We start from the raw sequence: 21,798 nt of genomic DNA on the forward strand, positions 1-21,798 counted from the left end.
TCTTTATTGCAGCTCGAGCCCTTTCATGACGACTCCGAAGATACCGCAAGTCTGTTGTAACGCAAAGGGTTAATCAATATAACCCCGGATCAGCGCCTCGGCAATCTGGATACTGTTGAGCGCCGCGCCCTTGCGCACGTTGTCTGATACAACCCAGAGATCGAGGCCACGGGGATGGGAAATATCCTCGCGAATCCTGCCGACAAACACCGGGTCCTTGCCCGCCGACTCGGTGACCGCTGTGGGGTAGCCGCCGTCTGCACGCTCGTCGATCACCGTAATGCCCGGAGAGCCTTCGAGTAACTTGCGCGCGTCAGCAGCAGAGATTTTGTCGCGTGTTTCGATATGCAGTGCCTCGGAATGACCGAAAAAAACCGGTACCCGAACACAGGTGGGATTCACCTGGATGCTCTCGTCACCGAAGATCTTGTGCGTTTCCCAGACCATTTTCATTTCTTCCCGGGTATAGCCATTCTCCTGGAAAGTATCAATGTGGGGCAGCACATTAAAGGCGATTTGCTTCGGGTAGACCTCGCACTCGATGCTCTGTCCGTTCAACAGCCGCGCGGTTTGTCCCGCAAGCTCTTCAATCGCCTCCTTGCCGGTGCCGGAAACTGCCTGGTAGGTGCACACATTGATGCGTTCAATACCCACGGCGTCATAAATGGGCTTCAACGCAACCAGCATCTGGATCGTCGAACAGTTGGGGTTGGCAATGATATTGCGCTGGGTATAACCCGCCAGTGCGGGCAGATTCACTTCAGGCACAATCAGCGGGATATCAGCATCACGGCGGAAATGGGAGGTGTTATCGATAACAATACAACCCGCAGCCGCCGCTTTCGGCGCAAATTCCTCGGAGATACTGCCACCCGCAGAGAACAGTCCGATCTGGGCCTGGCTGAAATCGAACTCTGCGAGGTCCGTGACTCGCACCGACTTGCCGCGGAACTTCACGGTCTTGCCCGCCGAGCGCGCACTGGCCAGCGGATAGAGGGTGCGTACCGGGAAGTCGCGCTCTTCAAGAATGGACATCATGGTTTCGCCTACGGCGCCCGTGGCACCGACAACGGCGACGTCATACTGCTTGCTCATAACAACCTCAATTCGAAAAGTGAACGTTCAACCGTGAAGCGCCGCCACCACGGCGGCGCCCATCTCGCGGGTAGACACCGCCGGCTGACCCGCAGCGGCGATGTCGGGTGTGCGCAGGCCCTGGTCCAACACGCTGCTCACCGCCCGCTCGATGGCCTCCGCAGCCTCGGCCTCGTCAAGAGTGTAGCGCAGCATCATGGCGACCGAGAGGATCGTGGCCAACGGATTCGCCTTGCCCTGCCCTGCGATATCCGGTGCGGAACCGTGGCAGGGTTCGTACATGCCGCGCCCGTCTTTATCCAGCGACGCGGAGGGCAGCATGCCGATCGATCCGGTGAGCATGGCCGCCGCGTCGGACAGGATATCGCCGAACATGTTGCCGGTTACCATAACATCAAACTGCTTCGGCGCTCGCACCAGCTGCATCGCCGCGTTGTCGACATACATGTGGCTGAGTTCGACATCAGGGTATTCGCGAGCGACCTCCTCCATCACTTCACGCCAGAGCACAGTCACTTCAAGCACGTTGCTCTTGTCCACCGAGCACACGCGCCGGTCGCGCTGCCGCGCCAGCCCGAACGCCAGATGGCCAATGCGGCGGATTTCGGACTCACTGTAGACATACGTATTGAAGCCCTGTCGCTCGCCATTCTCCAGGGTACGAATGCCGCGGGGCTCACCGAAGTAAATGCCGCCGGTGAGTTCCCGGACAATCAGTATATCCAGACCGGCAACCACCTCTGCCTTAAGGCTGGAGGCCTCGGCCAGCTGCGGGTAGAGAATGGCGGGACGCAGGTTACCGAAGAGCCCCAGCTGCGAACGCAAACCGAGCAGCCCACGCTCCGGGCGCAAATGCCGTTCAACGGCGTCCCACTTGGGGCCGCCTACAGCGCCGAGCAGAATCGCATCGGCGTCCCGCGCCGCCTGCAACGTGGCATCCGGCAACGGCACGCCGTGCGCATCAATGGCGGCGCCACCGAGCAGGCCGTGTTCCAGCGACAGCCCGAGCTGATAGCGCTGGTTTACCGTCTCCAGCACCTGCACCGCCTCAGCCATGATTTCCGGACCGATGTAATCGCCGGGTAAAACCAGAATACGCTTACTCATCTCAGCCCTGCCCTTTACCAATCACATTGAACAACCAGGGGGACTGCTCCCGCCACTGATTCTCAAACGTATGAATACGCGCAGCGCTCTCCAGCGTCACGCCGATGTCGTCCAGCCCCTTCAGCAGGCACTGCTTGCGCGCTACATCTACCTCAAAACCCAGCACTTCGCCCGCGGGCGTGCGCACCTCCTGTGCAGCCAGGTCGATCTCCAGGCGATACCCCTCTTGTGCATACAGCGCCGTGAACAGCTGCTCAACCGTTGCAGCGGGCAAGACCACCGGGAGAATGCCGTTCTTGAAACAGTTGTTGTAGAAGATGTCGGCAAAGCTGGGGGCAATAATGCACCGAAAGCCGTAATCCTCAAGCGCCCAGGGCGCGTGCTCGCGGCTGGAGCCACAGCCGAAGTTTTCCCGCGCCAACAGCACTGTCGCGCCGTGATAGCGGGGCTGGTTCAGGGGGAAATCAGGATTCAGTGGCCGTTTGCTGCAATCCTCTCCCGGCTGCCCCTCATCGAGGTAGCGCATTTCGTCAAACAGGTTGGGCCCGAAACCGCTGCGCTTGATCGACTTGAGAAACTGCTTGGGGATGATCATGTCGGTATCGACATTGGCGCGATCCATTGGCGCGACGAGCCCCTCCAGCACGGTGAAACTTTTCATTGTGTGGACTCCTGCAAGGTGCGAACGTCAACGAAATGCCCGGCGATCGCGGCGGCCGCCGCCATCGCCGGACTGACCAGGTGCGTGCGCCCGCCAATCCCCTGGCGCCCCTCAAAATTGCGGTTAGAGGTAGAGGCGCAGTGTTCTCCCGCCCCCAGTTTGTCAGCATTCATCGCCAGGCACATCGAGCAACCCGGCTCGCGCCACTCCATGCCCGCCGCGAGAAATATCTCGTGCAGCCCTTCCGCTTCGGCCTGCGCCTTCACCTGGCCGGAGCCGGGCACAACCAGGGCCTGCTTGATGCTGGACGCCACCTGCCGCCCGCGCACCACCGCGGCCGCCGCGCGCAGGTCTTCAATCCGCGAGTTGGTACAGGAGCCAATAAACACGCGATCGAGATGGATATCAGTAATCGCCATGCCCGGCGTCAGACCCATGTACTCAATGGCGCGCTGTGCGGCGCTGCGCTGTGTCGAGTTGTCCATGCCGTGCGGGTCCGGCACATGGCCATCGACTGGCAGCACCATCTCCGGTGAGTTGCCCCAGGTCACTTGCGGCACAATGTCGTCGCCGCGCAGTGTCACCACTTTATCGAACACCGCGTCGGCATCGCTGTGCAGGTCAGCCCAGGCGGCCTGCGCGGCATCCCAGAGCGCGCCGCTGGGGGCGTAGGTCCGGCCCTTCACGTAGTCGAGCGTGGTCTGGTCCACGGCGATCATGCCCATGCGGGCGCCCGCCTCGATAGACATGTTGCACAGCGTCATGCGGCCTTCCATGCTGAGGCCGCGAATCACTTCGCCGGCGAACTCGATGGCGTAGCCGGTGCCGCCTGCCGTACCAATGCGACCGATAATCGCCAGCGCGACATCCTTGGCGGTCACGCCCGCCGGCAACGCACCGTCGACACGTACCAGCAGGTTTTTCATCTTCTGCTGAATCAGGCACTGTGTGGCGAGCACGTGCTCGACTTCCGAGGTACCGATGCCGTGCGCCAGGGCCCCCAGCGCACCGTGGGTAGAGGTATGCGAGTCGCCGCACACGATTGTCATGCCCGGCAAGGTTGCGCCCTGCTCCGGTCCCACCACATGCACAATGCCCTGGCGCACGTCGTTGATGGGTATCTCTACGATGTCAAAGTCGCGGCAGTTGTCGTCAAGTGTCTGCACCTGCAAACGCGACACCTGGTCGCGAATACCGGCAATACCGCCGGCACGCTCCTCCCGTGAGGTCGGCACATTGTGATCCGGCACCGCGAGGTTGGCATCCAGCCGCCAGGGCTTGCGCCCGGCGAGGCGCAGCCCTTCAAAGGCCTGCGGTGAGGTCACTTCATGAATGAGGTGACGATCAATATAGATCAGGGCAGAGCCGTCCTCGCGCTGCTCTACCAGATGATTGCGCCAGAGTTTGTCGTACAGTGTCAGCCCGGCCATGCCCGCCCCCACAAAAAAATCAATTTGAGGCGACAAGCATAAGGTTGACTGAGCGATTACTCAAATTTATTATTTTTATCCACAGCATTCCTAAAAGGAATTCAAATGGATTTGCAGAACCTCCAGGCTTTTCTGCTGGTTGCCGAGGAAGGGTCGTTTTCCCTGGCAGCCGAGCGCCTGCACCTGACCCAGCCTGCTGTCAGCAAGCGCATCGCCTTGCTGGAGCAAGGCCTGGGCAGCGCCCTGTTTGACCGCATTGGTCGACACACCTCGTTGACGGAAGCCGGCCAGGCACTGCTGCCTCATGCGAGGGCTATCACGCAGCAACTGCTGGGCGCCGAGCGTGCGGTGCGCGACCTGTCGGGCGAGGTGGCAGGTGAGCTGCGCCTGGCGACCAGCCACCATATCGGCCTGCACCGACTGCCGCCGGTTCTCAGCGCCTTCAGCAAAGCACACCCGGGTGCCCACATCGACATTGAATTCACAGACTCTGAACAGGCCTACGACCTCATCATGCAGGGCCGCTCGGAGCTCGCGGTGGTGACCCTGGCGCCCGAGGTCGACGACAGCGTGGTGGCGCGACCGGTCTGGCGCGATCCACTGGTGTTCATGTGTGCTGCCGATCACCCTCTGGCCAGTGACCCAAAGCACTGCAGCCTGTCCGACCTGGCCCTGCACCCGGCCATCCTGCCCGGTCTCAACACCTATACGGGGCAGATCGTGAAACGCCTGTTTGCCGAGCACCGTCTTGCACTCAGGGTGTCCATGGCGACCAACTACCTCGAAACCATTCGCATGATGGCCGCGGTAGGGCTGGGGTGGACAGTCCTGCCCGCGACCATGCTGAGCGATGAACTACACGTTCTGCCGGTGCAGGGGATTGCGCTGGAGCGCACCCTGGGTCTGGTCTATCACCGCGGGCGCAGCCTCTCGCGCGCGGCGCAGGCCTTTATCTCCATCCTGGAGGGCTGCGACGGGGACGCACGTGCTTGACTGCGCGAATCATTCCGCAGGCAACAAGCCGTCAGCGGGCGCCGGGCGCTTCCAGATACCCTCATGTTCAGGCAGGTAAAAAGTCCCGTTGAAGCGTGCCACGACCCCACCGGGGCCACTGATCAGGCCACTGCTGAAGCCGAAGCGCCGTTTGACGTCGACCTGCAGCACATCGGCCTGTAGCCAGTGACCGAGTTTACCCGCGCTGACAAAATCCAGCGCAAGGTTAATGGTCGGGCTTCCCGCGCTGCGACCGGACGCATGATTCACCCCGGTGGCTGCAGCGATATCTGCCAGCGTTGACAGCACGCCGCCGTGACAGATACCCATCACGTTGCAGTGCTGCTGCTCCACGACCAGACCGAAGCTTACGCCGGCGTCACTGATACGTCGATAACAGGGCTGCAGTGTATCCGTGTAACCCAGGCCCTCAGGCAGCCGCGTAAAGCCCTCGGGTATCTGGGCGCTGCTCCCATTTTCCAGTGTCATCCCTGTTCTCCCACCACGCTCATCGTCAAAATATTCCCATCTCCAAACCGGCGGCAAAGCCTTCGCCGAACTCCCGCGCCAGCGCTTCCAGTCGGTCGGTCACCGGACCGCGGCATATCAAGGGCTCCAGCGCCTCGCGCATCGGGTAACCCGACAGTATCCGCTGCGCCTGCTGGCGAGCGCCCCGGCCATCGTTGCCCGCACTCAGCAACAAGGCGCAGGGCAACACCTTGCCCTGCTCCCCCACCGGATAAAAGGTGCGGTCGAGAAAGTCCTTCATACCGCCACTGAGGGTGCCCGAGTTTTCTGCCGCCACCAATAACAAACCGTCAGCGGCCAGCACCTCACTGGCGCCGGCGTCCCAGGCTCTGCACAACGCGACTTCGATGCCACCCGCGCCTTCCGCGCCGGCGCGAGCCGCTGCCGCGAGCCGGGCGCTGGCTCCGCTCTGGCTGTGATACACAATCAAGACTTTGTACACATGCACCTCCACCGCACATCCACTCAAAGGCCGACCCGGAGACCCACGTTGCAACATTGCCCATGCCCGCTCTGGCACATTGCGTACAGGTTATCCACAGGAGGGCCTGTGGATAACTCTGGGGACACTCTGTGGCGACGCCAACCGCCTGGCTGGCTTGCCCCACCCAAACCCTGCGATAGAAATTATTAAATAAACTATATTTATCATAAGGTTAATGAACTCTTATGATTTCATTTCGAGAAAAAGTATTGCCGTTACCAAAGGCTACGATGTGAGTCAAGGCGTGTGGACAGAAAATTTTTCGTGTTTGCAGACACTTACCGGCGAGCCCACGGGTTTTCTGCCTTCGCCGTTTCCGGCAGGGTAATACGCCAACACTGGTGAATCCTGGGATTGCGCTGAAAGTCGGGGTCCAGCGTTGCGCGGCTGATATCCTCGCAGGTGAAACTGCGCGCGAGTTCGGCATCGAGACGAAAGCCGCGGCGGTTATTGGAGAAGTACAGCGTACCACCAGGACGCAAGCAGGCCAGCGCCGCCCGGACCAGGGGCACATGATCACGCTGCACGTCAAAACTGGCCTCGACCTTGCGCGAATTGGAAAAAGACGGGGGGTCCAGCAGGATCAGGTCGAACTTTTGCTTGCAGTCCTGCAGCCAGGCCAGGCAGTCGGCGCGCACGATATGATTGCGGCTTTCGTCCAACCCGTTCTGCGCCAGGTTCTTGCGCAGCCAGCTGAGGTAGGTGTTGGAGAGGTCCACACTGGTGGTACTGCGGGCCCCGCCCAGCGCCGCGTGCACCGTAGCCGTGCCGGTGTAGCAGAACAGATTGAGAAAGTCGCAACCTGCGGCTTCGCTCCCCAGCCGCAGCCGCAGGGGCCGATGATCCAGGAAGAGCCCGGTATCCAGGTAATCTCGCAGGTTCACCAGCAGCCTTGCAGGCCCTTCGCGCACGGTCAACAATTCACCCTGCGCGCCCTGCTTACCGTATTGTTCGTCGCCTCGCTGGCGCTGCCGGACTTTGTAGGCGACATCGGACGCCGCCACGCCCAGTGCTTGCGGCACCGCTGATTGTATCTCCGCGAGACGTGCAGCCGCGGCCTCCGGATCGACGCCTGCCGGCGCCTGGTACTCCGCCACATGCACACGGTCGCCGTAGAGATCGACCGCGACAGCGTATTCCGGCATATCGGCATCATACAGCCGGTAGCATTCAATGCCCGCACGTTTCACCCAGGCCGCAAAACGGCGTCGGTTCTTGCGCAACCGATTGGCAAACATGGTGGCACCGGGGGACAGCTCGCCCTCTGCCGTTGCCGATTCCGCGCTGCCAGCCGGTGACGCCGCCTGGCCGGGCGCACCCGGCGAGTGCTCGCTGAGACGGTTGTCGGTCAGGTCGAACAGGAGCAGAGAGGCTTCAAGCGCGCCATTCCACAGGGTGTACTGCTTGTGGCTGCGCAGCCCTGTGGCGCGCCCCAGGCCCTTGTCCCCGGTAAAAATCGCCGCTTGCCAGCCGCTGAATTCACGAACTAACGCCTCCCCCAGCTGCCGGTAGAGATAAGGCAGGCTCTCGCGGTCTCCGAGCCGCTCGCCGTAAGGGGGGTTACAGACCACCAGGCCGTGCGGCAGCGGACGGTACGAGGGCTTGCTGAGCTCCGCCAGGGGCTTGCAACTGACCCGCACAGCGTCCTGCAGGCCGGCGCGCGCAATGTTTTCCTGCGCGCGTCGAATCACGGTCGCATCTGCGTCATAACCACGCATTTCCGGCAGCTGCACCTGCCGGCCGCGCCGGGCGCGCGCCTGCGCATCCGTCAGCAGCGCTTGCCATTGCGGCGCATTGTGCCCTTGCCAGCGCTCGAACCCGAAGCGTTCACGGCCCAGGCCAGGCGCGATGTCAGCGGCCATCATGGCCGCCTCCAGCAGCAGGGTGCCAGAGCCGCACATGGGGTCGATCAGCGCGCCTCCCCGGGCTGCCATGCCCGGCCAATCAGCACGCAGCAAAATGGCCGCGGCGAGGTTTTCCTTCAGCGGTGCTGCGCCCGCCTGCAAGCGATAGTTGCGCCGGTGCAGGCTACCGCCGGACATATCCAGCGCCAGCAGCGCGCCGTGTTTCGACAGACGAACGTTAAAGCGCAGGTCGGGGTTGCGCCGGTCAACCGACGGCCGCGCAAAGCCCTTGCCCACAAACCAGTCCACAATACCGTCCTTGCTGCGCTGGGCGCCAAACTGGGTGTTGCGTATCTGTGCGTTCTCCCCGGTGAAATCGATCGTGAAGGTCTGCTCCGGGGCAAAGATGTCGCGCCAGTTCAGCGCGCGTACGCCGCGATACAGGGCATCGGCGTCCCCCGCTTCGAATTTCGCCAGCGGGAGTAACACCCGATTGGCCAGCCGCGACCAGAGGCAGGCGCGGTAGCCCATGGCGAGTGGACCTGCAAAATATACACCCGCAACCGTCTCGCGCGCGCTGTCTGCGCCCAGCGCCAGCATCTCGTCGCGGAGCAGGCCTTCCATGCCCTTGGGACAAGTGGCGAACCACTGGCGACTGGCGCTGGCCGGCTGCAAGGTCGAAGCGGGAGAGGATGAGGTGGCGCTTGGCATGCAATATTCCGGGGATGTCTGCGGGCCGCACAGTGTACCGGAAAGCGCGGCTAACTGCGCTTGCGCGGGGTGCGTTTGCGCGCGGGCGACGGCCGTTTGGGTGCCGACATTGGCGGGCTGTTGGCCGCCTTTTCTTTCTGCATAACATCCAGCACAAGCTGGGCTGCACTATCAATATACTGGATAAAGCGGTCGTGCTCGTCATCGCTCAATCCACGCAGGGCATCGTGCTGGCGGTACAGATTCACAAAGCGTCGTTCACGCTCGTACTGCCGGGGCAGCGCCATAACGCCCCACTGCTCAAGCACCTGCTCGAGCTGCGGGTTGTAGGTGCGCAGAAACTTGATCAGGAAAGGCACCGGATCGTGCCGCGCTAGCAGGCTCGCGCTGCGCAGAACCAGCTCAAGCGGCATGATCTTGTCACCACGCTCCACCTCTTCCAGTACGGTCTTGTCAGACAGGCCGAGGCTGTCGGCGAGCTCCTTCAACGACAGCCCCGCCGTTTCGCGGGCATCGCGGAGGAAATGCCCGGCGTCTGCCATCGCCTCCAGACGCTCCGGTTCCATGCTGTGCAGCAACATCTGCCGCACCCAACCCTCACCGAACATGGCGCTCATGGTCGCGGTGTGTCGCGCGATCTCCAGCGTCCCACCCGCTACCTGCCCGGTGAATCGCATCAGGCCCGCCAGCAGGCTTTCCGCTTCATCGTTCGATTTTCTCTCGCTCATGGCCCAAGCTTAGCGCAACCCTCCGGGTTTTGCCGATGCGCCCCGTTCAGGGCAGACCGGACTCAAGGCGGAAAATCTCTCCGAGAATATCACGCCACTCCGCGTACTGGTTCTCGAGACTGCCGCTCAGCTGGTAGACACTGCCACTGGCTTCCAGCACGGTGGGTTGCACCTCATTGTTGAAGCCGCGGGCGAGGTCTTCGAGATCCTGTTGCTGGATCTTGCTCCATTTGAAGGCGTTGTAGGTTTGCTCCATGGCGGCATAGGTGCCGCGCGGTCCGGCCTTCTCGCGCTGGGCGAGGCGCTGGGCGTACTCTTCGCGGTACTCCGCCTGCTCGCGACCGAACTGTCGCCAGAGGTTATAGGTGGGTTGCATGGTCTCAAACAGATCGACATATTGCTGGTCCACCGCGTCAATAAACCGGTATTCCTGATCGCGGATGCGCTGCACACGCGCAATCATGGGGTCGTCCTCTGCCGGCGCGCGACGCAGGCGCAGCCCCGTCTCGTCTTCGTCCAGGTAGCCAGTGAATGCGGCCGGCGCCAGATCGCGGGCCTGGCGCAGCAGGGCAATGGTCGGCAGCTGCGCCAATTCCGCACTTGCCCGCTGGCGATAAGCGGCCAGCAGATCGTTTGCCACCTGACGATACAGGTCGATAAACGGGTCCTCGGCGCCGCTGGCGGTAAAGTCCCCCGGCTGTGATTCATCCCGGTAGCGCCGGTCCAGCCACACTCTGCCCGCAGCATCGACAGCGCGCACCTGCAAAACCAGCAGATGGCCATCCGAGTGCAGAATACGCCCGTCCACCTGCAGCTCGGCGCTGGCCTGTGGCTCCGGCAGCACGCGCACAGGACCCCAGGCATTGCTGGTCTGCAGCACCTGACGTAGCAGTACTGGCATGAAGCGCGCCTCGGCCTTGCGGATTTCAGGGAAAATCCCCGCTCGGCTGAGCCCCACGGTGGATGCGGGTAGCCCGGGGTCAAAACTCGCGACCACCAAAGCGAGTGCCGGCGTGAGGGGCGATGGCACGGTTTCCAGGGCGACATTCCCCACGGCGGGCATCGTATCGCCTGCGACCGCGGGGTCAGCGCCCGGCACCGGCTCAGGTGGCGCCGTGGCGCAGGCACAGAGGCACAGCGCAACAGACAGTAGCAGGCTCGCCCGTTTCACTCGGTTTCGGTTGTGCACACGGTACCTCGTGTCAGGGTTTGCTGGCAGGAGAAGCCCTGCGCGCCCGGCTCCATGCGGCGATAGACGCGGTTCAATGTGAAGGGTTGGGAGACACGGTCCGAACTCACCGTGCTGGCAATATTCAGGAACTGGCCATCCGGGCCAAGGGTGAGACGATGCCGGATGCCGAGACCGTCGGGTAGAGACAGGACGAAAACCAGTTGGTGACCGTCCCAGGCACAGAGTTCGCGACCCAGAGGTGTTTCTACCGCTTGCGGGCGCCCGTCGTGGAAATCGCAGTCCAGGGCAAAATCATCCTCCCGGCGCACGCGGATGCCCTGAAGATCCTGGGTAATATCCAGCAGCGGGCTGCGGCTGACCAGATCGGCCATTTGGGCCAGTCCGATAATAGCGGACCCGCTGTCGCTGCCCGAGCCCCCCAAGAGCACACCGGCTGTGGCAGCGCGCGTATCGGAGCCGGCCGCCTGCGCGCGCCGCTCGGCCTGGCGCTGCAGTTCGCGCACCAGCACATTGAGGCTAACCTGCAGGTTGTCGCTCATGCCGTAGTCCAGCGACCATTGCCCACCAAAATCGACACCGGCCCTGCTGGCGGTGGCTTCACGCGACGGCGTATTGCCGCAGGCAACCAGCGACACCAGAAGCAGAACCGTAGAGACACGCAGCAACATGGGCGCAGTGTAACGCAAGGCGCGTAACAACCGGAGCACATTCTGCGTTTCGGCACCACCTCACCGGTGCTAGTCGAAGAGCCCCTCCCCCCGCGCCAGACGCTGCCCCAGCGCCGCCCCCTGGGCCGCGCTGGACCCGAGGGTCATCTCATTGAAGCGCAGCCAGAGGCAATAGCGCCAAAGTGGATAATCGCGGTCAATACCCGTGCCGCCATGCACATGCTGGCAGGCGTAGCTGACCCGGTGCCCGACATCCCCCGCCCAGATCTTGGCGATCTGTACTTCGGTGGTTGCCGCACGCTGCTCGCTCAGTAGCGACAGCGCCTGCCAGGTGCACAGCCGCAAACATTCGACATCGATGTAGCAATCGGCCATGCGATGGCCCACTGCCTGAAAGGTCGCCACCGGCACGCCGAATTGCTTGCGCTCACTGGTGTAACCGGCGGCCATACGCAGCGCACAATCCGCGGCCCCCAACTGCTGTGCACACACTGCGGCGGTGCAGCGCTCCCGGGTCCAGGCGACCAGCGTCTCCCCGCCGGAAGCCAGCACAATGTCGGCCTCCGGCACAAGGACATTGTTGAATTCGACGTCTGCGTGAGGTTCAAAATGGGTCATTTGCAAGGCGTTGCTGCGCACCCCGACGGCACCGGTGGGCACCAGTGCAACCGCAACACCAGCGGCAACCTGAACCGGCACCAGCAACCAGTCCGCCTGCTGGACAAACGGCACGGCGCGGCAGTGACCCGTCAATAGCAGTCCTTCGGGGGTGTTCTGCGCCCGCAGCTCCGGTGTTGCCGAGCCGGACCAGAACGCCCCCGTCAGCAGAATGTCACCCCGCGCGGCGGCGGGTAAAACACGGGACTGCAGCTCAGCGCTGGCAAACTGCTGCAGGGGCAACATCCCGGCCACGCAATGCGCCAGCACCGGCACGGGTGCGATGCTGCGACCCAGCTCCTCAATGAACAGGCCGAGTTCCATGAATCCCAACCCCATACCGCCGTGCTCTTCCGCCACGGCAATACCCGACAAGCCGCTGTCCAGCAGGGTTTGCCACAGCGCCCGATCAAAGCGCGGCGCAGCGAACTCGTCGTAAGCCGCCAGTGTACTGGCCGACACCCCATCGTCCAGAATCCTGCGCGCCAAACCGCGCAGGTCGTGTTGAATCTCTGAAAAACCGAAGTCCATGGCGAATTCCCCTTAGCGACTGGCACGGGGCATCCACAACCCCGCCGCTGAAATGATGTCACGCTGGATTTCGTTGGCGCCGCCACCGAAGGTGATGATGGACGCTGTGCGATAGAGGCGCTCAATACGCGCAGCCTGTTCAGCAGCCCCGGGAGAACGGCTGCGCAGGAGGCCGCGCTCTGCAACGATCTCGCCCAACAACCGGTAGACTTCGATGAACCCCTCGGAACCGAACACCTTGGCCGCTGAGGCATCCGCCATGGCCAGTGTCCCCTCGGTCATGGCCCACGACTGTTTGTACACAATCAACTTCATGCATTCGATCAGCGCGCGGCTGCGGGCCAGGTTCGCCTGCACCCACGGCTGTTCGGCGATGGTGCCACCGGTTTCGCCGGGCTCGGCTCGCGCCCAATGCACGACCTGATTGAACAGTTCGGAGATGGGGCCAAAATTGATCAGGCTGAGGCGCTCGCGATTCAATTGGCTGGTGATGAGCTTCCAGCCGCCGTGCAACTCACCCACGCGGTGTGCGTCACTGACGCGGATGTTGTCGTAGAAGGTCGCGTTGGTGCGCACACCACCCAGCGTGTGCACGGGCGTACAACTCCAGCCCGGGTCGCTGTTGGGCACCAGGAACATCGAAATCCCCTTGTGCTTTTTCGCGGCATCGGGATCGGTGCGGGCGGCGAGCCAGGTGTAGTCGCAGAAGTGAGCCAGTGAGGTCCACATTTTTTGCCCGTTGATAATCCAGTCGTCACCCTCCCGCACCGCCGAGGTGCGCACCGCGGCAAGGTCGGTACCTGCATCCGGCTCCGAATAACCAATGGAGACCAGCAATTCCCCGCGCAGAATCTTCGGCACGATCTCTTCGCGCATCCAGGCATTGCCGTGCTCGGCCAGTGTAGGCCCCACCGATTCCGTGGTGAGAAACGGGAAGGGATAGCCTGCTCGCATCACCTCTTCGACGAAAATGAACTGTTCCATCGGCGAGAGATTGCGGCCACCGTATTCCTCCGGCCAGCCGAGCCCTATCCAGCCGTCGCGACCCATGCGCGCGAGGGCCTCGCGCCACAGCGGCCCGCCGCCCTCGCCCATGTCGCGCTCGCACTCTGCCTGCAGCGCCGGCGTCATCAGCTCGCCAAAGTAAGCGCGCAGCTCGTCGCGCAATGCAACCTGGGCCTCAGTGAACTGGATTTTCATTGGCGTCTCCCCCTGCCGCAAGGCTTCATCATAGCGCCACCCGGCGGCCAATACAGGGTGGGAAGAGGCCAGACTTTCTGGCGAAAGCGGTCACTGTGCATGCTGCAGGCGCTTCAGATCTGCAATGATGTCGCGCCACATGCCATCGGGGGCCGCGTAGGGCGCGTAAATAGCCAGCCGGTCCGCGCAGTCGCCGTAACGCGCCAACAGTGCAGCGGCAATATCGCCAGGGTGGCCACTGACGGTAAACGCCGCAATAAAATCGTCATCAATGCGCCCGCCCATGGCCTCCCAGTCACCCGCCTTGGAAAGACGATTGAGCTCGGGCTGCAGACCCTCGAAACCCATGGCCGCCATGGGCGGCAGATACGCCGGAGTGGATGCGTAAAAACCCAACAAGCCGCGCACGGCATTGCGCGCCGCAGCGAACTGCTTGTCGTCTTCACCGGTAATGACGATGGCATTGATCTGCAGGGTGAAGTCTGCGCGCCGTCGACCCGCCAGCGCCAATCCCCGCTGCACCGCCGGGAGCGCCTGATTGCGCAGGAATAGCGGGTTATTGAAGGGGTGCACGATCAGCCCATCGGCAACCTCTCCGGCCACCTCGGTCATACGCGGCCCCAAAGCACCCAACAATACCGGCGGCACACCGAACGCGTTCGGGCCCGGATTGAACATGGGCGTCATCAATGTATGGCGGTAGAAGCGACCCTCGTAAGCCAATGGCTCGCCATTCTGCCAACAGGCGAAGATGGCCTTCAGGGCCAGTATATAGTCCCGCATGCGCGCCGCCGGAGGGTTGAACTCAACGCCGAAACGCTTCTCGATATGCGCTTTCACTTGAGAGCCTATGCCGAGCATAAAGCGCCCTTGGCTGAATTTCTGCAGGTCCCAGGCCTGATAGGCGAGGTGCAGCGGATTACGCGGAAACGCCACAGCAATACCCGTTGCCAGGTCCAGCCCCGGGGCGTGCTCGGCGGCCAGCACCAGTGGCAGGAACGGGTCGGTACTGCCTTCCAGTGTGTACACACCGTCGTAACCCAGCTGTGCCAGCCGCCGGGCCTCCTCGGCAGAGCCACTCAAGTGGGCGTAAAACGGGCCATCTATTTTTATCGACATCGACTCTGCTCCTGTGCCGAGGCTTTGCGGTACGCAATGCACAGCATAAACGCACTGGCCATTTAATGGGGTGTCTGCCCATGTTCCTGTGCCCGCTTCATGCGCGTGCGGAACACGGCTCAAGCGCGCTGGTTCACATAGGTGTACACCCGGGCGGGCACGGGTTGCCGGGTCTGCGTCATAATGCTTCTTTTAATTTTCCGGGGCACCATAAAAATGAAAGTTGGAATCTGTCTGCCGTACATGAAAGCCGGGTTGACCCGCGACGACTACCTGCAATGGTTCCAGCGCGTCGACGCTGGCCCCTTTCACAGCATTTCCTGCGGCGAGCGCGTGCATGGCCCGACGTTTGATATGCGTGTGTTGCTGGCTGCTGCTGCCGCCTGCACCCGCAAAGTCATGATCACCCCTACGCTCTACGTATTGCCCATGCACAGCGCTGTACAAGTGGCCAAAGAAGTTGCCAGCCTGGATATTCTCTCCGGCGGGCGCGTACAGCACGTGTGTGTCGGCTACGGCGGCAGGGACAAGGACTACGCGGCACTCGAAGCGCCGTTCAAGGGCCGCTATGGCCGCATGGACACCCAGGTCGAAACGCTGCGCCAGGTATGGAACCAGCAGGAAGTCATCCCCGGCGGCGGCGTGATTGGCCCCGCGCCCACACAGGCCGGCGGGCCGAAGCTACTTGCCGGCGCCCTGGGACCAAAAAGCATCGCCCGCTGTGCGCAGTGGGCCGATGGCCTCTACGCCTGGTCCGGCAATGGCGAACAAGGCGAGCTGGCCAACGCCTTCCAGATGGCCGACAACGCCTGGGAAGCCGCCGGGCGCGACAGTAAACCCTATCGACTGGGCGGGTTCTGGTGCTCACTGGCAGACAATGGCGCGCAGCGGCTGTACGACTACGTCTATGAATACCTGGCCATCGCGGGTCCGGAAATTGCCACCATGATGGCCGAATCGGTGCATCGCAGTTCCGAGGATGCAGTCCTTGAAGCGCTCGACAATGCGCAGGCGGCCGGCTGCGAGGAGCTTTTCCTGGTGCCTGCCACTGCCGATCTGGCCGAGGTAGACCGTCTCGGAGACCTGCTGCTGCGCCGGGGCTGAGCTGCACGGTGTGCGCCGGCTCCTGTATTGACCTGCGCCGGGGCTGACCTGCCCGGCGCTTACCCGCCCGGGACGCCCTCCCCCTTTTCCGCTATACTCGCGCGCGAATTCCGACAGCAACTCCCTTAACAAGCCGGAGGGCCCATGGCCAAGCGCGTATATCTGTTCAACGAAGGCAGCAAGGATGACCGAGACCTACTCGGCGGCAAGGGCGCCAACCTCTGTGAAATGACCTCACTGGGCCTGCCGGTACCCTATGGTTTCGTTATCACCACCCCCACCTGCCGCGAGTACTTCGAGTCGGGCAACAAGCTGCCACCGCTGCTGGAGCAGGAATACCGGGTCGCCCTAGACCTGGTGGAGAAGAAAATGGGCGCGCGCTTCGGCGACCCGGAAAACCCCCTGCTTTTCTCAGTGCGTTCCGGGGCCCCGGTGTCCATGCCCGGCATGATGAATACCATTCTCAACCTGGGACTGAACGACGAAATTGCTGAAGGCCTGGCGCGGAAAACCGGCAACCCGCGCTTTGCCTATGACTGCTACCGGCGCTTTATCCAGATGTTCGCCGATGTGGTTCTGGAGGCCGACGGCGAACGCTTTGAGCACGAAATCGAGCAATACAAGGCCGCCCACGGCAAACCCAACGACGTCGACATGGGCGCCGAAGACTGGCAGGAAATCATCCGCATCTACAAGACGCTGGTGGACTTCCCGGAAGACCCGTTTGTACAGTTGAAGCTTGCTGTGGAAGCGGTATTCCTGTCCTGGCATACCCCGCGCGCCTACGTGTACCGGGAAATGAACAACATTCCAGAAACACTGGGCACGGCCGTTAACGTGCAGGCCATGGTGTTCGGCAACTTCGGTGACACCTCCGGCTCCGGTGTAGCCTTCACACGCAACCCCTCCAACGGTGATCACACCTTTTTTGGCGAATTCCTGTTCAATGCGGCCGGCGAAGACGTTGTGGCCGGCATTCGCACGCCGCTGCCGGTGTCTGCCCTGCAAGAGCGGCTGCCGGACGTCTATGACGAGCTGTTCACGACTCAGGCCCTGCTCGAGAAGCACTATCGCGACATGCAGGACCTCGAGTTCACCGTGCAGGAAGGCAAGCTGTTCATGCTGCAGACGCGCAGCGGCAAGCGCACCGGGCGGGCGTCGGTGAAGATTGCGGTGGACATGGTGCGCGAGGGACTGATTTCCGAGAGTGAGGCCCTGATGCGGGTGTCGCCCGAACACGTCGAGTCTTTCCTGCACCCCATGGTCGACCCGGCGCAGAAAACGGAGATTGTCGCCACCGGCCTGCCCGCCAGCCCCGGCGGCGCCACCGGCAGCGTGGTGTTCTCTGCCGAAGAAGCGGTTGAGGTTGCGGCTAAAGGTGCCAGCGTGATCCTGGTGCGCCGGGAAACCACGCCGGAAGATATCCACGGCATGAAGGTCGCCGCGGGTATTCTCACCGAATTAGGTGGCATGACCTCGCACGCCGCAGTGGTTGCGCGAGGCATGGGGGTTTGTGCCATCACCGGCTGCGGCGGCTTGAGTATCAACTATGCGCAAGGCACGGCAACCACAGCCGAGGGTGTTGTCATGCGCCGCGGCGATGTCATCACCCTCGACGGTACGGCAGGCGAGGTGATGTTGGGCGACGTACCGAAAACCGAAGCGAGCAGCAGCGAGGACTTCCAGATCCTGCTCTCCTGGGCCGATCAGCACCGCCGCCTGAAGGTGCGCGCCAATGCCGAAACGCCAGAGGATGCCGCCAAGGCACGCGAATTGGGCGCCGAAGGCATCGGCTTGTGCCGCACCGAGCACATGTTCTTCGAGGCAGAGCGCATTGACCAGATGCGCGGCATGATCCTGGCTGAAAACAAGGAAGAGCGGCAGCGCTACCTACAGCGCCTGCTGACCTACCAGGAAGAGGACATGCTGGCCCTGTTCCGGGTCATGGATGGCCTGCCGGTGACCGTGCGCCTGCTGGATCCACCGCTGCACGAGTTCCTGCCGCACGATGAGGCCGATATGCAGGCACTGGCAGAGCGTATTGGCAAGCCCGTGGAGAAGATTCGCGAGATGACCGAGAGCCTCAAAGAAGTGAATCCGATGCTCGGTTTCCGCGGTTGCCGGCTGTCTATCGTGTACCCGGAAATTACCGAAATGCAGGTCAAGGCGATCATCAGTGGCGCCGTGCGAGCCATTGAAGAAGGGCTCAAGCCCCTGCCGGAAATCATGATTCCGCTGGTGGTCAACGTGCGCGAGATTCGCCTGATCAGCGAAATCATTGACCGCGGTATTCAGGCGGTCATGAAAGAAAAACACGTTTCCGTACCCTACAAAATCGGCACCATGATGGAAACGCCACGGGCGACCCTCGGCGCTGACCGGTTGGCGCCGGAAGTGGAATTCATGAGTTTCGGCACCAACGACCTCACCCAGATGACCTACGGCTTCTCCCGCGATGACGTCGGCAAGTTCCTGCCCATGTACCTGGAGAAAAAGCTGGTGGAGAGCGACCCCTTTGTCTCGCTTGACCAGCGCGCCGTGGGGCGCTTGCTGGAGCTGGCGGTGCAGGAAAGTCGCGCGCGCAAGCCTGGCATCAAGTACGGCATTTGTGGCGAGCACGGCGGCGACCCGCGCTCCATACAGTTTTTCCACGACCTGGGGCTGGACTACGTATCCTGCAGCCCCTTCCGTGTGCCCGTGGCGCGCATTGCCGCCGCTCAGGCCAAGGTGCGCCGCGAAACCGAAAGTCGGCGCGGCTGAGAAGGAGTAACCCCACCATGACCCAAAGTTTCTTTCCGCCCCATCGGGTTCTAATGGGCCCCGGCCCGTCCGACGTGTCGCCGCGCGTGCTGGGAGCCCTGGGCAGGCCCACGATAGGCCACCTCGACCCGCTTTTCGTCAACCTGATGGACGATGTGAAGGGCCTGCTGCAGTACGCCTTTCAAACAGACAACGCGCTGACACTGCCGATTTCGGCACCCGGCTCCGCGGGGATGGAAGCCTGTTTCGTCAACCTGGTGTCGCCCGGTGACACGGTTATCGTCTGCCGCAACGGCGTTTTTGGCGGCCGCATGCAGGAAAACGTCGAGCGCTGCGGGGCGACCGCCATCATGGTCGAGGACGACTGGGGACAGCCCGTCAGCGTAGACAAGGTTGCGGCCGCGTTTTCCGCTCACCCGGAAGCCTCGCTGCTGGCTTTCGTGCACGCCGAGACATCTACGGGCGCACGCAGTGATGTTGCCGCACTCTGTGCCCTGGCGCGGAAACACGGCGCACTGAGTATTGTCGATTCCGTCACCGGCCTCGGTGGTATTGAACTGCAGGTCGATGCCTGGGGAGCCGATGCCGTGTACTCGGGCACCCAGAAGTGTCTGTCCTGCATACCCGGCCTGTCGCCCGTGACCTTCAGCCCGCGCGCCGTGGAGCGCATTCAGAACCGCAGCCACAAGGTACAGAGCTGGTTTCTCGACATGCAGCTGGTGATGGGCTATTGGGGCGGCAGCAGCAAACGCGCCTATCACCACACGGCGCCGATCAACGTGCTCTACGCCCTGCATGAAGCCCTGCTGATGCTCCGGGAGGAAGGCCTGGAGGCGGCGCACGCGCGACACCGGTTGCACCACCAGGCGCTCGTCGCGGGGCTCGGCGCCCTGGACCTGGAGATGGCGGTTGCCGCCGAACATCGGCTGCCGCAGCTGAACGCGGTGCGGATTCCCGAGGGTATCGACGATGCCCGCCTGCGGCAGACGCTGTTGCAGGATTTCAACCTGGAGATCGGTGCCGGCCTCGGCGCCCTTGCCGGAAAGACCTGGCGCATCGGCCTGATGGGTCAGGCCTGCAACCGCAGCAACGTCATTCTGTGCCTGACCGCCCTGTCGACCGCCCTGCAACAACAGGGCCTTGCGACCGACACGGGTGCCGCGCTAATCGCCGCCGACGCCGTACTCCAGGCCTGACCCTCGGCGCTCGGCGGCGGCAGCAGAGGCCGTGTCACCGAGCAACATGCGCCACAGCACACCGGCTTGTTCGCGGCCGCCACTGCGGTGCATGGCGTAGCTCACGTGGTCGTCGGCCGTGGCCTGAGGTCGCAGCTGAATGCTCCACAACGAGTTGATCTCATTGGGCAACATGGAATAACGCACATCGATGATACGCCCGGGCACTGCCGGGTCCAGCGCCACATAGCCGTTGCTGAACCAGCGGAAACGTTCGACATCCCTGCGCTGCTGCGTGCCGCCCTGTAGCCACGGCAGGTCGCGCGCCACGTCCAGTCGCGGGATACTGCCGCCGGGGTAATCGACCACCGAGGGCCAGGTACGCACGGCGTCCACATGGAAATGGCTGTCTGTTTCGTACACGATCTTCCACACCAGAATATTGGCGAAGCTGGGCTTGGCTTCCAGGCGCAGCGGCTCGTGGCCGCGCGACTGTGCAAGGGCCCAGCCATGCGCCTCCGCCTGCTCGCGTTGCCAAACGCCAAGGCCCTGGTACACCAGCACCCACACCAGTGCCACGCGCGCCAGCGCGGCACGACGGCGCAGTGCCGCAAAAGCGATCAGGGCCAGCACGGGCAGGGAGAATAGCGGATCGATGATGGAGATGGTGTTCCAGGCGAAACGCTGGTCGCTAAAGGGCCAGAGCAACAGGGTGCCGTAGGTCGTACAGGCATCCAGCAGGCCGTGGGTCGCATAGCCCAGTACACAGAATAGATAGCTTTGCCCGAGCGACAGGCCTCCTCGGCGACCGATCAGCCGGTGTAGAACCAGGGCGCAAATGAGGCCGCCAAACGGAATGAAGAACAGCGAATGCGTGAACTGGCGGTGATACTCGAGAAACAGGAGAGGGTCTTCGGCAGAGCGAATCAGCACATCCAGATCCGGCGCCATGCCCGACAGGAACCCCAGCAGTCCAGCAGTGACGACCTGACGCCGGTTGGCGAACGCTTGCGGGAGCGCAGCGCCCAAGGCGCCCTGGGTTAAGGGATCCATTCTGTTCCTCTTCAAACTGGGTAAGCAACCGACCCGCACTGCAACTTTTATCATCCTTGCAGGTCGGACCTAGCGTGTTTACGCTGCAATGCCCCGAGTGGACGAGGAGAGTACCCCATGCGCCTGAATTTTGTTACCGCCATCACCGCCAGCGTGCTGCTGAGCGCCTGCACGACCAACCCCTACACGGGGCAACAGCAGGCCAGCAAGGCTGCCACCTATGGTGCCGGCGCGGCCGCCGTCTGCGCGTTGGTGGGTGCGATCGACTCGGGGAAACACGCGCGCAACGCGGCCCTGGGCTGCGGCATCGTTGGTGCCGGGGTTGGCGCCTACATGGATGTGCAGGAGGCCAAGCTGCGCGAACAATTGCAGGGCACCGGTGTACAGGTGGCACGGGAAGGCGACAATATCCGCCTCATCATGCCCGGTAGCATTACCTTTGAAACCGGGTCTTACAACCTGCGCGACGATTTTTACCCGGCCCTCAACTCCGTCGGCGAGGTACTCGCGAAATATGCCGATACCACCCTGCGCATCACCGGACACACCGACAACACCGGCAGCCGGGCCCTGAACCAGACTCTGTCTGAGCGGCGTGCCGGCAGTGTTGCCGATTACCTGGCAACACGTGCGGTGGAGCGCTCACGGATGCTGGTGCAAGGCATGGGCTACGATCAGCCGATCGCGGACAACAGCAGCGAGCAGGGACGCAGCCAGAACCGGCGTGTGGAACTGATGATCCTGCCGAAAGCCTGACG

General features: G+C 62.7%; 19 protein-coding genes. 5 read left to right on the plus strand and 14 right to left on the minus strand.

Going from position 1 to position 21,798, the window contains the following annotated elements; translation table 11 throughout:
• Positions 1-69 precede the first annotated feature (69 nt).
• From EGJ68_RS10315 to leuC, 4 genes are read right to left on the minus strand one after another with little or no spacing between them, the layout of a single operon-like run.
• Positions 70-1,095 (minus strand): aspartate-semialdehyde dehydrogenase, encoded by a 1,026-nt coding sequence (locus EGJ68_RS10315; protein WP_123034458.1) that lies wholly within the window; start codon positions 1,093-1,095, stop codon positions 70-72.
• A 27-nt stretch (positions 1,096-1,122) separates the two neighbouring features.
• On the minus strand, positions 1,123-2,202 hold the full coding sequence (gene leuB / locus EGJ68_RS10320) for a 3-isopropylmalate dehydrogenase (RefSeq protein WP_123034459.1): 1,080 nt from the start codon (positions 2,200-2,202) through the stop codon (positions 1,123-1,125).
• A gap of 1 nt (position 2,203) precedes the next feature.
• Positions 2,204-2,863 (minus strand): 3-isopropylmalate dehydratase small subunit, encoded by a 660-nt coding sequence (gene leuD / locus EGJ68_RS10325; RefSeq protein ID WP_123034460.1) that lies wholly within the window; start codon positions 2,861-2,863, stop codon positions 2,204-2,206.
• Complete coding sequence (leuC, locus tag EGJ68_RS10330; protein WP_123034855.1) at positions 2,860-4,293, minus strand: 3-isopropylmalate dehydratase large subunit; 1,434 nt, start codon at positions 4,291-4,293, stop codon at positions 2,860-2,862. Before leuC ends, leuD begins: the two co-directional genes overlap by 4 nt.
• A 105-nt stretch (positions 4,294-4,398) precedes the next feature.
• On the opposite strand from leuC, the gene EGJ68_RS10335 reads away from it, so the two are divergent.
• Positions 4,399-5,286 (plus strand): LysR family transcriptional regulator, encoded by an 888-nt coding sequence (locus EGJ68_RS10335; RefSeq protein WP_123034461.1) that lies wholly within the window; start codon positions 4,399-4,401, stop codon positions 5,284-5,286.
• Positions 5,287-5,295: 9 nt separating this feature from the next.
• On the opposite strand, the gene EGJ68_RS10340 is transcribed toward EGJ68_RS10335, so the two are convergent.
• The 9 genes from EGJ68_RS10340 to EGJ68_RS10380 all read right to left on the minus strand — a co-directional run bounded on the left by EGJ68_RS10340 (position 5,296) and on the right by EGJ68_RS10380 (position 14,948).
• Complete coding sequence (locus EGJ68_RS10340; RefSeq protein WP_123034462.1) at positions 5,296-5,775, minus strand: PaaI family thioesterase; 480 nt, start codon at positions 5,773-5,775, stop codon at positions 5,296-5,298.
• Positions 5,776-5,800: 25 nt separating this feature from the next.
• Positions 5,801-6,256, minus strand: a complete 456-nt coding sequence (locus EGJ68_RS10345) for a flavodoxin (protein WP_123034463.1) — start codon at positions 6,254-6,256, stop codon at positions 5,801-5,803.
• A gap of 320 nt (positions 6,257-6,576) precedes the next feature.
• Positions 6,577-8,853, minus strand: coding sequence for a bifunctional 23S rRNA (guanine(2069)-N(7))-methyltransferase RlmK/23S rRNA (guanine(2445)-N(2))-methyltransferase RlmL (gene rlmKL / locus EGJ68_RS10350; protein ID WP_123034464.1), 2,277 nt, complete (start codon positions 8,851-8,853; stop codon positions 6,577-6,579).
• A 50-nt stretch (positions 8,854-8,903) separates the two neighbouring features.
• A complete protein-coding gene (locus EGJ68_RS10355; protein WP_123034465.1) occupies positions 8,904-9,581 on the minus strand; it encodes a helix-turn-helix domain-containing protein in 678 nt (225 codons plus the stop codon).
• Between the two features lie 46 nt (positions 9,582-9,627).
• Positions 9,628-10,770, minus strand: a complete 1,143-nt coding sequence (locus EGJ68_RS10360) for a hypothetical protein (protein WP_158283604.1) — start codon at positions 10,768-10,770, stop codon at positions 9,628-9,630.
• A complete protein-coding gene (locus tag EGJ68_RS10365; RefSeq protein ID WP_158283605.1) occupies positions 10,749-11,459 on the minus strand; it encodes a hypothetical protein in 711 nt (236 codons plus the stop codon). The genes EGJ68_RS10360 and EGJ68_RS10365 overlap by 22 nt, the downstream gene beginning before the upstream one ends.
• A 51-nt stretch (positions 11,460-11,510) precedes the next feature.
• Positions 11,511-12,629 (minus strand): acyl-CoA dehydrogenase family protein, encoded by a 1,119-nt coding sequence (locus EGJ68_RS10370; RefSeq protein ID WP_123034468.1) that lies wholly within the window; start codon positions 12,627-12,629, stop codon positions 11,511-11,513.
• 12 nt (positions 12,630-12,641) lie between these two features.
• Positions 12,642-13,829: an acyl-CoA dehydrogenase family protein gene (locus EGJ68_RS10375; protein WP_123034469.1), complete on the minus strand. Its 1,188-nt coding sequence runs from the start codon at positions 13,827-13,829 to the stop codon at positions 12,642-12,644.
• Positions 13,830-13,919: 90 nt separating this feature from the next.
• Complete coding sequence (locus EGJ68_RS10380; protein ID WP_123034470.1) at positions 13,920-14,948, minus strand: TIGR03617 family F420-dependent LLM class oxidoreductase; 1,029 nt, start codon at positions 14,946-14,948, stop codon at positions 13,920-13,922.
• Between the two features lie 216 nt (positions 14,949-15,164).
• Between EGJ68_RS10380 and EGJ68_RS10385 the strand changes: the two genes are divergently transcribed.
• The 3 genes from EGJ68_RS10385 (at position 15,165) to EGJ68_RS10395 (ending at position 20,008) form a co-directional block, all read left to right on the plus strand.
• Entirely contained in the window at positions 15,165-16,052 is an 888-nt protein-coding gene (locus EGJ68_RS10385; protein WP_123034471.1) for an LLM class flavin-dependent oxidoreductase, read from the plus strand.
• 144 nt (positions 16,053-16,196) lie between these two features.
• Positions 16,197-18,812 carry a pyruvate, phosphate dikinase gene (gene ppdK, locus EGJ68_RS10390; RefSeq protein WP_123034472.1) on the plus strand — a complete coding sequence of 872 codons (2,616 nt, stop codon included), beginning with the start codon at positions 16,197-16,199 and terminating at the stop codon, positions 18,810-18,812.
• A gap of 17 nt (positions 18,813-18,829) precedes the next feature.
• On the plus strand, positions 18,830-20,008 hold the full coding sequence (locus EGJ68_RS10395; RefSeq protein ID WP_123034473.1) for a pyridoxal-phosphate-dependent aminotransferase family protein: 1,179 nt from the start codon (positions 18,830-18,832) through the stop codon (positions 20,006-20,008).
• Here EGJ68_RS10395 and EGJ68_RS10400 read toward each other — a convergent pair.
• Complete coding sequence (locus EGJ68_RS10400; protein WP_123034474.1) at positions 19,976-21,040, minus strand: metal-dependent hydrolase; 1,065 nt, start codon at positions 21,038-21,040, stop codon at positions 19,976-19,978. The two genes, EGJ68_RS10395 and EGJ68_RS10400, sit on opposite strands and share 33 nt — an antisense overlap.
• A 420-nt stretch (positions 21,041-21,460) precedes the next feature.
• Here EGJ68_RS10400 and EGJ68_RS18505 point away from each other — a divergent pair, with 420 nt between their 5' ends.
• Positions 21,461-21,796 (plus strand): OmpA family protein, encoded by a 336-nt coding sequence (locus tag EGJ68_RS18505; RefSeq protein WP_408609911.1) that lies wholly within the window; start codon positions 21,461-21,463, stop codon positions 21,794-21,796.
• Positions 21,797-21,798 lie beyond the last annotated feature (2 nt).

This window comes from Haliea alexandrii (assembly GCF_003719295.1).
Lineage (GTDB): Bacteria > Pseudomonadota > Gammaproteobacteria > Pseudomonadales > Halieaceae > Haliea > Haliea alexandrii.

Coding starts and splice junctions, on each gene's coding strand:
- EGJ68_RS10315 (WP_123034458.1), bottom strand. CDS start 1,095: ATGAGCAAGCAGTATGACGTCGCCGTTGTCGGTGCCACGGGCGCCGTA.
- leuB (WP_123034459.1), bottom strand. CDS start 2,202: ATGAGTAAGCGTATTCTGGTTTTACCCGGCGATTACATCGGTCCGGAA.
- leuD (WP_123034460.1), bottom strand. CDS start 2,863: ATGAAAAGTTTCACCGTGCTGGAGGGGCTCGTCGCGCCAATGGATCGC.
- leuC (WP_123034855.1), bottom strand. CDS start 4,293: ATGGCCGGGCTGACACTGTACGACAAACTCTGGCGCAATCATCTGGTA.
- EGJ68_RS10335 (WP_123034461.1), top strand. CDS start 4,399: ATGGATTTGCAGAACCTCCAGGCTTTTCTGCTGGTTGCCGAGGAAGGG.
- EGJ68_RS10340 (WP_123034462.1), bottom strand. CDS start 5,775: ATGACACTGGAAAATGGGAGCAGCGCCCAGATACCCGAGGGCTTTACG.
- rlmKL (WP_123034464.1), bottom strand. CDS start 8,853: ATGCCAAGCGCCACCTCATCCTCTCCCGCTTCGACCTTGCAGCCGGCC.
- EGJ68_RS10355 (WP_123034465.1), bottom strand. CDS start 9,581: ATGAGCGAGAGAAAATCGAACGATGAAGCGGAAAGCCTGCTGGCGGGC.
- EGJ68_RS10370 (WP_123034468.1), bottom strand. CDS start 12,629: ATGGACTTCGGTTTTTCAGAGATTCAACACGACCTGCGCGGTTTGGCG.
- EGJ68_RS10375 (WP_123034469.1), bottom strand. CDS start 13,829: ATGAAAATCCAGTTCACTGAGGCCCAGGTTGCATTGCGCGACGAGCTG.
- EGJ68_RS10380 (WP_123034470.1), bottom strand. CDS start 14,948: ATGTCGATAAAAATAGATGGCCCGTTTTACGCCCACTTGAGTGGCTCT.
- EGJ68_RS10385 (WP_123034471.1), top strand. CDS start 15,165: ATGAAAGTTGGAATCTGTCTGCCGTACATGAAAGCCGGGTTGACCCGC.
- ppdK (WP_123034472.1), top strand. CDS start 16,197: ATGGCCAAGCGCGTATATCTGTTCAACGAAGGCAGCAAGGATGACCGA.
- EGJ68_RS10395 (WP_123034473.1), top strand. CDS start 18,830: ATGACCCAAAGTTTCTTTCCGCCCCATCGGGTTCTAATGGGCCCCGGC.
- EGJ68_RS10400 (WP_123034474.1), bottom strand. CDS start 21,040: ATGGATCCCTTAACCCAGGGCGCCTTGGGCGCTGCGCTCCCGCAAGCG.
- EGJ68_RS18505 (WP_408609911.1), top strand. CDS start 21,461: ATGCCCGGTAGCATTACCTTTGAAACCGGGTCTTACAACCTGCGCGAC.